Genomic DNA, 11,133 nt, shown 5'->3' on the forward strand with positions numbered 1-11,133 from the left:
GTTGTCGGCGAGGTGATCCTCCTCGGCCGGCCCTGCCACTGGGGGAAACGATGGAGCCTGGAAAGCTGTCCACGTCGATCGACGCCGCGGTGCCGACAGCGGCGCGCATGTACGACCACTATCTCGGCGGCAAGGACAACTACGCCTCCGACCGAGCGGCCTGCGAGGAACTGGACAAGGTCGTCCCCAGCACCCGGGCCCTCGCGGTGAACAACCGGCGTTTCCTCCAGCGCGCCGTCCGCACCCTCGCCGGTGAGTACGGCATCCGCCAGTTCCTCGACCACGGCTCCGGTCTGCCCACCCAGAACAACGTCCACCAGGTCGCCCAGGACATCGACCCCGAGTCGCGCGTCATCTACGTCGACAACGACCCGATGGTCCTGGTCCACGGGCGTGCCCTGCTCGACCAGAACGACCGCACCGCCGTCATCCACGCCGACATGCGCGACACCGACGGCATCTTCGACCACCCCGAAACCAAGCGCCTGATCGACTTCTCGCAGCCGGTGGCCGTGCTGTTCAACTCGGTGTTCCACTGCATCCCGGACAGCGAGACCGACGGCCCGCTCGCCGTCGCCCGCCGGGTCCGCGAGCGGCTCGCGCCCGGCAGCTTCATGCTGATGTGCCAGCTCGTCAGTGAGGACCCCGAGGTCCGCAAGTTCGTCACCGACTTCATGGACCAGGCGACCCAGGGCCACTGGGGCCGGGTGCGTCAGGAGAAGGACGTCGAGGAGTACTTCGAGGGGCTGGAGATCCTGGAGCCCGGACTCGTGGAGGTCTCCACCTGGCGCCCCGACAACGAGGTGGCGCCCCGTCAGCAGACGTTGGAGTGGATCGAGTTCGGCGGCATCGGCCGCCTGCCGCAGTAACGCGGCCGCCCGGACCGCACCCGTCCGGAGCTTCCGCGGGGGAGCTCCGGACGCGTCGTACCGGCCGGGCGTGTCAGCGGTGCGTCACGCGTAGCGCTTCATCGTCTCGCGCAGCCGCTCCAGCGACTCCCGCGGATCGAGGGCCTCGTCGCCCAGACGGTCCAGCGCGAGCCGGTACTCCTCCGTCTCGTCGCGGTCCTCCAGGAACGCGGCGCTCTTGATGTGCTCCAGGTACACGATGTCGGGCAGATCCACGCCGCCGAACCGGAGATAGGTGATCGGGATGGCGGGCGCGGACGCGTTCGTCACGTCCAGCGGCACGATCTGCACGGTCACGTGCGGCCGCTGCGCCATCTCGACGAGGTACTCCAGCTGCTCGTGCATCACCGCGGGGCTGCCGAGGACACGCAGCAGCACCGACTCGTCCACGATCGCCCACAGCCGGGGCGCGTCGGACCGGTGCAGCAGCTGACGGCGGCGCATACGCAGTTCGACCCGCCGCTGCACCTCGCGCGTGGACGCCGTGGGCAGCCCGCGCTCCACGACGGCCCGCGTGTAGTCCTCGGTCTGCAGCAGACCGGGCACGTACTGGAGCTCGAAGGTACGGATGGCGCTGGCGGCCTCCTGGAGCCCCACCAGCCGGTCGAACCACTCCGGCATCAGCCGCTTGTCGTAGCGCTGCCACCACCCGGGCTCGTTGGCGCGCTTGAGCAGCTGCAGCAGCACGGAGGCCTCGTACTCCTCGGTGCGGTACAGCTCCAGCAGGGCGCGGACGTCGGCGTCGGTGGGTGGCCGGCGGCCCTTGCCCGACTCGATCCGCGACAGCTTCGCCGGGCTGAAACCCACGGCACGCGCCGCCTGGTCCTGGGAGAGCCCCGCATCCTCGCGGATACCCGCCAGCTGCACGCCGACCAGCATCTTCAGCAGGGTGGGTGCTGGTTCGGTCCGACTCAGATACGGCTCGAGGCGGGAAATGCGAGGTGACTCGGAGGACATCCTGACTCCCCGTAGACCGGCATACGACAGACTGCATTATCGCATCCCGGCGGCTCCCGCCGCCCGGTCCGGCCAGAAGTAGCGGTCTCAACTTCCGTTTCTTGCACGGAGTTCGGGGCGCCGACACGCCCCCGGCAGGGGCGCCGCCGCCTCCCCCGAAGAGCTGCGGCGCCCCCGCGTGACCAGCACCCTTCACGGAGGGGGCCGGTGTCCTGCGACGGCCGACCGGTGTCACGCCGGCGGCCGTCGGTCTCGCATGGCCGGTCGGTCGGCGTCATGCCAAGTGGTCGAACTCACCGTCCTTGGCGCCCGCCAGGAACGCGGAGATCTCAGCCGGGGTGTAGACGAGCGCGGGGCCGTCGGGGTCCCGGGAGTTGCGCAGGGCGACACGCCCGTCGCCCAGCGCCGCCACTTCGACGCAGTTGCCCTCGGCATTGCTGTGCCTGCTCTTGATCCAACGGACGCCCAACGAGCTCGCTCGTACGCCGTTCGGTGCTGTTGGCACTGCACTCTCCTTGCTCACGTTCCGCCACGCGTACGCCCCTCCGCCTCGCCGGGCCCGGACACGCCACGTGCTCTGCGATGACATTCCACGCGCAATTTCCCGTGAAATTGCACGAGGAGGCCTTCGTCGTGGATAATAGCCGTGCCGTCAACTGCGGTGCAGACGCTCTGTCATGACCGTGTATCAGGGGAGACGTTGTGTCCTTACCTGCGTACGAAGGCCTCCGACCGTCCGGCGGCGCCGCGTCCCCCACGAGGCCGGCGCGCCCCCTCGGCACCGCCGTACGAAGCCTCGACGCCGGCACCCAGGTGCCCCGGACCGCACCCCTGGCGCCCGCCGGGCCGTCCTCGCCGTGCGCGGACGCCCCCCGTCCCGTGGCCCTGCGCCTCACCGGCGCCGAACAGGGCTGCGCCCAGGCCCGCGACCTCGTCCGCCGCACGCTGGACGACTGGTCCCTCGGCCACTGCACCGCCGACGCGCTCACGGTCGTCACCGAACTCCTGGCCAACGCGGTCCTGCACGCCGCCCGGCCTACCGGGGGCGGCGGTGACATCTGGCTCCGCCTCAGCCTGCGCCGCCCGGCGCACGTGGTCTGCGCGGTCACCGACCCGAGCGACAGCCCGCCGGTCTACCCCCACATCAGCGACCCCTTCGACGAGCACGGCCGCGGCCTGCGCATGATCGACGCCCTCTCCGAACACTGGGGCTGGACCCGGCGCCCCCCGGCAGGGAAGACGGTGTGGGCGATGCTGCGCACGGACACCCCTGCCTGAGCCGTCCGCGTCCCCGCCCGGCACGAGCACGGGCCGCGGACGAGTCGCACGAGCCGGACGAGCCGCAGAGGAGCCACGGATGACGCACTACCTGATCTCGTTCGACGACGGCACCATGGTCATCCCCGAGGGCGAGCTGCCGAAGGTGGCCGAGGCCTCCCTGGAAGTGGTGCGCCAGGCCCGCGAGGCCGGCGTGTGGGTCTACGGCGGCGGACTGGAACGGCAGCGGGCGACCGTCGTGGCCCCGGACGGCACCGTCACCGACGGCCCGGACCCGGAGACCAAGGCGGTGATCGGCGGCTTCTCGGTCATCGACGTCCCCTCGCGCGAGGCCGCGCTGGAGCGGGCGGCGAGAATCGCGGAGGCCTGCCGGTGCGCCCAGGAGGTCCGCGAGATCATGCCGGACCCGACGGCCTGAGGCCCCACCCCGACGTTCGTACAACCTTCGCATACTTAGGTGTGTCTAGATGTAGACGGCACGTACCACGCCGTTCCGAACGTCAGGAGCACCCCCATGTCCAGCACCGCGCTGATGACCTTCAAGAGCCACATCGAGGGCAAGAACGCCGACGTGGCCATCTACCACGACCGGATCGAGTGGTCCCGCCCCCGGGGCATGAGCGCCAAGAAGCTCACGGCCGGCTTCCTGACCGTCGGCGCCTCGCTCCTGGCCACCGGCGTGCGCAGCTCCGACGCCGGCACCGAGATGATCCCGGTCCGCAACATCGCCAGCGTGGTGACCAAGCGGGACGGCCTGATGTTCACCAAGGTCGTGGTCGTGGCGTCGGGCAACAACATCGACTTCCGGGTGCCGCACGACGCGGCTCCCCGTATCAAGGCCCTGCTCACCGACCTGATCCTCGGCAAGGTCCCCGGCCCCGGGCAGGCCCCCGCCCAGACCCCGGCCCCCGCCGTCCCGGCCCCCGCGCCGCAGGCGGCGACCACCCCCGTGGAGCAGCTCCGCCAGCTGGCCGAGCTGAGGGACGCGGGCATCCTCTCGGAAGAGGAGTTCACGGCGAAGAAGGCGGAGATCCTCGCGCGCATGTGACCCGCGGAGCGGGTCCTGATCCGCGGCGGGACAGGCCCGGGCCGGCACTTGAGAGGGTGCCGGCCCGGACGGGTCAGTAGTACGCGTCGAAAGCGACGGTCGGACTGGCGCCGGACAGATCGACGGTGGCGGAGAAGGACGACGTGCACGTGTCCTCCATCTTCTCCTCCTGGTCGTAACCCACGTCGGTCCAGGTGACCTTGAGGTCCAGGTCACCGGTGACGCTCACGGTGCCGTCCTCGGCCAGCTCGGTCTGCAGGACGGGTTCGGACTCCTGGGTCCAGACGACATCCTCGGCGTCCTCCTCCCAGTAGTAGCCGTCCGGACTGATCGGGCAGTCGCCGGGTTCCAGGGACGTGCTCCGCTCCACGCACTCCGTCAGCTCGGTGAGCACGGCCTGCTGCGCCGCGCGCTCGCCCTTGCCGCTGAGCCCCGCCCGGAGTTCGTCGACGGCCTCGGCCCCGCCCGGCTCCACGACGACGGTGCCGCCCCCGTTGGCGGCGACATAGCGGGTGCTCACGCCGTCGACGGTCACCGCGCCGGGGAAGACGACGGCTTCGGCGGTGCCCTCCTCCAACGGCACCTCGACGCCGTTCACCTGGGCCTCGCCGAGAAGGGACGCCGCCGTCACCTCGACCTGGCCGAGACCGTCCAGGACCTTCCAGCGCCGCCACAGCCCGAGGTGCTTGTCCTCCTCGCCGGCGACCAGGTGCAGCACGGTCTCGTACGCCTCACCGTCCACCTTGTACGTCACCGTGACGCCGGCCGTCCCGTCGGACTCGTCCACCGCGTCGACGCTGACGTCGGTCAGCGCGGCGGCCTCGCGCTGGCGGTCCAGCGCGGCCTGCGTCAGCAGCGGACCGGAGTGCGACCCGTCGAGCAGGTCCAGGACGTCCCCGGCACGCCCGTCCGCGAGCGCCTCGAAGTAGTCCTCGGCGGCACGCTCCGGACCGTACACCTGGGAGCCCACGACCGCCCAGGCAGCGGTGCCACCGCCACCGAGGACGACGGCCGCGATCAGGCCGATGCCGGTGAACCGCGCCCACTTCGTGCCGGTGGCGAGCGGCGGGCAGGCCATCGGCTCGGTCAGCACGGCCTCCAGCCGCTCCGGCACCGACCGGCCCCTGCGGCGGGCGGCGTCGGCGAGCAAGGCGGCCCACTGCGGGTGCACGGGCCGGCCGGGCAGCCGCAGCACCCGCGCACCGGCGCCCGGGAAGACGCTCAGCAGCGGCCGGGTCAGGAACTGCGCCGCCACGACCAGCAGCGCGCCCCACAGCAGGGACAGGAACAGCGTCCCGAAGGAGCTCAGCCCCACGGACACGGACCCGTGCGCGCTTCCCCTGGCGCCGCCGAACCCCCCTCCGGAGGAGACGTCCCCCTCGACCGTGCCCCCCAGCGTGGAGACGAGGCTGAGCGGCAACCACACGACGGCCATGGCGACCGCGAACTTCCACAGAGCGCCCAGCAACCGCTCACGGGGGTCATGGGCCAGGGCGTGCCGCACGGCGGCGACGAGCACCGTCAGGACGACGGCGAGCAGCAGCAGGCAGGCGCCCCAGGGCATCCCGCCCGTCAGCAGCCCCGACTTCGAGTCCTCCAGCGCACGGGTGCTCCCACTGCCGAAGAAGGAGTCGATGCCGGCGGCACCGTCCAGCGTGCCGCCGATCGTGACGCCCATCCCCACCCCGGCCAGCCAGACGGCGGCGTTGACGAGCGTGAGCAGGGAGAGGGAGACCACGGCACCGGCGCTCAGCTCGTCGGTGTCGCCGAAGACCGCGTAGCCCACAGCGGTCAGCGCCCCCACGCCGAGCAGGACGACGCTCACGGTGCCCACGGCGCCGAACGGGTCCCGCCAGCCGCGCAGCCGCTCGGCGAAGGTGCCCGGCAGCGTCAGGTCGCCGCGGCGCACGGCGGCACGAGCGGCGAGGTCGGCGAGAAAGACGAAGACGAGGGTGTACGGAACGAGCGGCCACAGCGCGAGACCCAGGTCGACCGAGGTCGACTCGAGCTCCCCGGTGTCCATCCCGAAGACGGCGGAGGCGTGGGTCGCCGGCACCAGGACGGTCATGGCGAGGGCGTAGACGAGCGCACCGGTGGCGGACCGGCCGGCCACCCGGGCCCAGGTGTCCGCGGCGAGGCGCCGCTCACCGCGCCGCGCGAACCACCGGACCGCGAACAGGGCGGTCCCGGTGAACAGCAACAGCTGCAGGGTGAGCCCGATCTCCCCCTGCCCGGCGACCTGTTCGGACCCCCAGGACTGCCCTTCCTCCTCGAGCGACAGACCCAGCGTGCCCCGCAGGGCCAGCCCGGCCACCCAGACGGCGGCCAGCAGCCAGTCGCCGAAGGTGCCGGTGTTCTCGTCGGGCAGGAACTGGGCCCCGACGGCAAGGACGACGAACAACAGACCGAGCTGACTGCCCAACGCGGCCAACGCCCCGACGGCGACGGCCTTGGCGGCCGCCCCGTCGGGCCGCACGGCCGCGAACCACAGGGCGGCCCGACCCGGGGGCGCGAACTGAGGCGTGGGCGGCGCGGTCGGCGGGGCGGTGGGCGGCGCGACAGGCGGGGTCGCCTGCGGGGTCGTGGGCGGCTGAGGAGGCGGCGCAGGCGTCGCAGTGCCGGCTTCGGCCGAACCGGCCGCCGCAACCGACACCCCACAACGGCTGCAGAAGGCATGACCTGCGGCTGTCTCCGCACCGCAGGACGGGCATGTACTCATGGGCTTTCCTGAAGGACTCACGGCCCCGGGGCCGACCGACGAAACACGCGAACTCCCGCGATTACCCGGCCACATGACGACGCCGAACGCCGGCTGGGGGACCGACTCCGACCCGTGGTTCGCGCGACCGACGAGGGGTCTTCGTGATGTGAAGATCATGTGATGAAGCGTGGGGAGATTGATAGCAGTCCCGGCCGATTCATGCAATACGCATGAATCCCAGGGGATGGCTGGTGACCGGCCGTAGCGGTCGAACCCTCGACGGGACGCGCTGGCGGACGAGTTGACGCCCCGCCAAGACCTGCACGACACCGGCATGCGGGAGCCTTGGCAGGCGGCCACCGGTGCGCCCCAAGCCCCGCGCCGGCGACGGACTCCGTGGCCCTCGACGTCTGACGTCGAAGCAGTCGAAGCATCCGGAGGGCGGGGCCCCGCGGAGCTCGCCGTCGAGCTCAAGCGTCAACGGTGACTGAGGGTAAGCCCTTGCTCCGCAAGCCATGGGAAGCGTCTGAACGCCCCCATGTCCCGCTGTGTGGGTATTACAGTCTCCTGCGCGCGACGCGTCGCATTGCGTCGCGCGTCGGGCAACTGGGGCGCGAACGATCGCGAGCCCAGTTGCGTTGCTTGGGGGGTTTCGTGCAGGAAATGATCAAGGGCTCGAACGTCACGCTGTCAGCCCTGAGTGAGAACGTCGGGTCGGTCATCGTCAGTCTGGGCTGGGGGAGCCCGACCGGCGAGGGCGACGCGGACGTGTCGGTCATGCTGCTGGATCTGAACGGCAAGGTCCGCAGTGACGCCGACTTCTACTTCTACAACAATCCGGTCGCCACCGACGGGAGCGTGCAGCTCCTGGGGAAGACACCGACGGCGGACGGGAGCGAGGACCGGATCAGCTTCGACCTGACGGCGGTCCCGGCCGACGTCGACCGCATCGTCGTGGCGGGAAGCCGCTACCACGGCGCGCACTTCGGCGAACTGGATGACGTGCGGCTCAGCCTGGCCGATGGAGCCGGTGAGGAACTGCTGCGCTTCGCCATAGACGACGTCGGCGCGATCAGCGCGATCATCTTCGGCGAGCTCTACCGCCGCGGGGAAGAGTGGAAGTTCCGCGCCGTCGGCCAGGGCTACGAAGCGGGACTCGCCGGTCTGGCGACGGACTTCGGCGTCGACATCGAGGACGACGCCGAAGCGGCCGAGGCACAGGACGCCGCCACGGACGGCGAGCCCGGGAACACGACGGAGAAGGCCACAACGGACCAGGCAACAACGGACGAGCCGACCCCGCAGCGATCGCTGGAGAGAGTCCCGTCTCCCCGTCAGCCGGAGGACGACGGGGAGCGACGGAAGCGGTCCACTCGCCCTCGTACCGCGAAGAAGAAGATCATCCTGCCCAAGTCGGCCAAGCCGAGCCTGGCCGAACACGAGTCGTGGAAGCAGGCACGGCTCTTCCCCGTGTCGGCGCTGAAGAGCGACCACGAGCGGGAGACGCGGGCCACGTCCGTGCTCCTGTCGGTGATGGCGCAGGTACCGGAGTTCGGCCGGCGTCTCACCGCCGCGTTCGGCGCGCCGGCGGGCCGCATGGAGACCTTCACCGAGGTCAGCCTGCCGCACGGGGACACACCACGGCGCCCCGACGGGGTCATCCGGGTCGAGCGGGCCGGCAAGCTGTGGACGGCCCTGGTCGAGACGAAGACGAACGGCAACGCCCTCAAGGCCGAGCAGGTGCAGGCGTACATGGACATCGCGGCGCGCCGCGGCTACGAGGCCGTGATCACGCTGTCGAACGATGTGGCGCTGGAGGGCAGCCCGCTCGTCGACGTCAAGATCGACGGCAGGCGCAAGCACAAGGTCGCCCTCTGGTACCTCTCCTGGGCGGAGGTCGCCCACCAGGCACAGATGCTGATCCGCCACGAGGGCGTCGGCAACGCGGCGCACGCCTGGCTGCTCCAGGAACTGCTGCACTACCTTCAGCACGACAACTCCGGTTGCCAGGGTTTCCAGAACATGGGCCGGGCATGGGTCCCCGTACGCAACGGCATCGACGACGAGACCCTGTGCCAGGGCGACGCGCGCGCACTGGAGGTCGTCGAGAGCTGGGAGCGCCTCATCCGGCAGGTATGCCTCGGACTGGGAGGCGAGCTGGGACAGAAGGTCCTCCCCGTTCAGCGCGTCAAGCGGGGAACGGACCCGGGAGCACGCCGAAGCGTCCTCGCGGATCAGCTCTGCGTCGACGGACGCCTCCAGGCCGAACTCCGTATCGAGGGCACGCCCGGCGTCCTCGGCATCGTGGCGGACCTCCGCACGGGCAAACTGCGCGTCTCCATGGAGATCCCTGCCCCCCAGCAGGGCTACCCCCTGTCCTGGGCGAAGCGGCTCATCCGCACCCTGACGGAAGCGCCGGCGACGCTCCACATCGAAACGCTCGTCGACGGAGCGAAGGGCGGCCCGCGGGGCACCCTGGAACGCCTCCGCCCCGAGCCGGCGGACATGCTCCCGAAGGACGACGACACCCGCATCACGGGTTTCCGCCTGTCTCTGGTCAAGAGCATGGGAAGCGGCCGCGGCAACGCCGAAACCGGCTTTATCCGCAGCGTCGACGAGGCGGTGCACCGCTTCTACACCACGGTGGTGACCCACCTGGACCCACCAAAGCCCCGCAAGGCACCAGCAGCGAAGGCCTGAGCCACCCACTGGACAGACCCCGTCGCCCAACGGCGACCCGACCGGCCACGGGGTCCTCTGCCCCCACCCCCGAACCCGCGGTCGACGACGACCTCCCCCCTGCCTCGCAGAGCCTCCATACCGCGACCGTGGACCTGCCAGACGAAGGTGAAGCACTGGATCGAGCACGGCTCGACTTGGCCAACAACGTGGCCGGCATCCTGCACGGCTGCCAAGACGCCTCACCCATAGCAGAGCGCTTCGTCCGAGCCGGCTGGAGATCCAGTTCCTCGTCCTGGCACGGCTACGAGGTAGGAACCGCTTGGTGCGAGGTGGAACTGGACCCCGTGGACGGCCCAGACGTCCTGCTGAACGGAGTGGTCGACCCCCGGCGTTTCGAAGACCTCGCAGCCCTCTTCAACCGCTTCGGCCTGACGTACACCCTGGAGCTGTACGACGAAACCGACACCCTGATCCGCGAGATTCGACCCTGACCCGACGCCGCGCGCAAGCCACCCGGGTGCGTGGCAGCAGTGACGTTGCGCTGACCGCAACTTGAAACGCTGCCCCAAGGCTCGATCCGCGACTGTCCGACGAACCGCAGACTCGTCTGCCCCGAGCAGCGCATCCCGCACACGAGGATCCGCCTCAGCGCCAGCTGCGGCCGGTGCTCTCGGGCACCTCACGCCGCGTATCCCCGTCTCGTCCGACCTGCGCACACTGCTCCACGGGCCCATACGGTGCCGGCCGAGCATCGACGGATCGAGCTCTCCGACGGTCGGGTCACCGTCTACGGCGTGTGTCCGCCAGATCCCTTTCAACGGTGCCGTATCGAGCAGGGACTGGCCTGCTCGGCACAACGGTTACCGGATGTCGGCGACGGCTGAAAAGTGGACCAGCGGCGACGCTTGAAAGTTGACCCCCTCCAGGGGCTTGGCTCGTTGAGTCAGGCCGGGAGGAGTGGTGATCAGCGTGGAGGACTGGGCGGAGATCCGGCGGCTTCATCGGGCCGAGCAGATGCCGGTGCGGGCGATCGCGAGGAAGCTGGGGATCGCGAGGAACACGGTCCGCAGAGCGATCGCGGACGACGCGCCGCCGAAGTATCAGCGGGCCCCGAAGGGGTCGATCGTGGACGCGGTCGAGCCGCAGATCCGTGAACTGCTCGAGCAGTGGCCGGAGATGCCGGCGACGGTGATCGCCGAGCGAATCGGTTGGGACCGCGGTCTGACCGTGCTCAAGGACCGGGTCCGGGACCTGCGGCCGGCTTATCGGCCGGCGGATCCGGCCTCGCGGACGGTCTATGAGCCGGGCGAGATCGGTCAGTGCGACCTGTGGTTCCCGCCTGCCGACATCCCGCTCGGCTTCGGTCAGGTCGGGCGGCCGCCGGTGCTGGTCATGGTCGCGGGCTACTCGCGGTGGATCACCGCCCGGATGTTGCCCTCCAGGTCGGCGGCCGACCTGATCGCCGGGCACTGGCGGCTGCTGACCGAGCTGGGCGCCGTCCCGCGGGTGCTGGTCTGGGACAACGAGGGAGCCGTCGGTTCCTGGCGGTCCGGTGGTCC

Annotated in this window: 10 protein-coding genes; 7 read left to right on the forward strand and 3 right to left on the reverse strand. The window is 70.7% G+C overall.

Translation table 11 applies throughout. The features are described from left to right. Window positions 1–50: 50 nt before the first annotated feature. Window positions 51–869, forward strand: a complete 819-nt coding sequence (locus ACFRAC_RS10575; RefSeq protein WP_382923212.1) for an SAM-dependent methyltransferase — start codon at window positions 51–53, stop codon at window positions 867–869. An 84-nt stretch (window positions 870–953) separates the two neighbouring features. Here the strand turns inward: ACFRAC_RS10575 and ACFRAC_RS10580 are convergent, their stop codons facing one another. Then, complete coding sequence (locus tag ACFRAC_RS10580; protein WP_382923214.1) at window positions 954–1,865, reverse strand: helix-turn-helix domain-containing protein; 912 nt, start codon at window positions 1,863–1,865, stop codon at window positions 954–956. 274 nt (window positions 1,866–2,139) lie between these two features. After that, a complete protein-coding gene (locus ACFRAC_RS10585; protein ID WP_382923216.1) occupies window positions 2,140–2,370 on the reverse strand; it encodes a DUF397 domain-containing protein in 231 nt (76 codons plus the stop codon). Window positions 2,371–2,567: 197 nt separating this feature from the next. Between ACFRAC_RS10585 and ACFRAC_RS10590 the strand changes: the two genes are divergently transcribed. The 3 genes from ACFRAC_RS10590 to ACFRAC_RS10600 all read left to right on the forward strand — a co-directional run bounded on the left by ACFRAC_RS10590 (window position 2,568) and on the right by ACFRAC_RS10600 (window position 4,191). Continuing rightward, window positions 2,568–3,143, forward strand: a complete 576-nt coding sequence (locus ACFRAC_RS10590) for an ATP-binding protein (protein ID WP_382923218.1) — start codon at window positions 2,568–2,570, stop codon at window positions 3,141–3,143. 79 nt (window positions 3,144–3,222) lie between these two features. After that, window positions 3,223–3,561, forward strand: a complete 339-nt coding sequence (locus tag ACFRAC_RS10595) for a YciI family protein (protein ID WP_382923220.1) — start codon at window positions 3,223–3,225, stop codon at window positions 3,559–3,561. Window positions 3,562–3,657: 96 nt separating this feature from the next. Beyond that, complete coding sequence (locus tag ACFRAC_RS10600; RefSeq protein ID WP_382923222.1) at window positions 3,658–4,191, forward strand: SHOCT domain-containing protein; 534 nt, start codon at window positions 3,658–3,660, stop codon at window positions 4,189–4,191. Between the two features lie 73 nt (window positions 4,192–4,264). Here ACFRAC_RS10600 and ACFRAC_RS10605 read toward each other — a convergent pair whose 3' ends face one another. After that, a complete protein-coding gene (locus ACFRAC_RS10605; protein WP_382923224.1) occupies window positions 4,265–6,667 on the reverse strand; it encodes a hypothetical protein in 2,403 nt (800 codons plus the stop codon). An 888-nt stretch (window positions 6,668–7,555) separates the two neighbouring features. Here ACFRAC_RS10605 and ACFRAC_RS10610 point away from each other — a divergent pair. The 3 genes from ACFRAC_RS10610 to ACFRAC_RS10620 form a co-directional block, all read left to right on the forward strand. Then, window positions 7,556–9,592 carry a TerD family protein gene (locus ACFRAC_RS10610; RefSeq protein ID WP_382923248.1) on the forward strand — a complete coding sequence of 679 codons (2,037 nt, stop codon included), beginning with the start codon at window positions 7,556–7,558 and terminating at the stop codon, window positions 9,590–9,592. Between the two features lie 128 nt (window positions 9,593–9,720). Beyond that, window positions 9,721–10,065, forward strand: coding sequence for a hypothetical protein (locus ACFRAC_RS10615; protein ID WP_382923226.1), 345 nt, complete (start codon window positions 9,721–9,723; stop codon window positions 10,063–10,065). Window positions 10,066–10,534: 469 nt separating this feature from the next. Further along, window positions 10,535–11,133, forward strand: a 599-nt coding sequence (locus ACFRAC_RS10620; RefSeq protein ID WP_382923228.1) for a helix-turn-helix domain-containing protein, incomplete at its 3' end; no start/stop codon positions are given.

It is taken from the genome of Streptomyces sp. NPDC056628, assembly GCF_042792555.1.
In the GTDB taxonomy this organism is placed as follows: Bacteria; Actinomycetota; Actinomycetes; order Streptomycetales; family Streptomycetaceae; genus Streptomyces.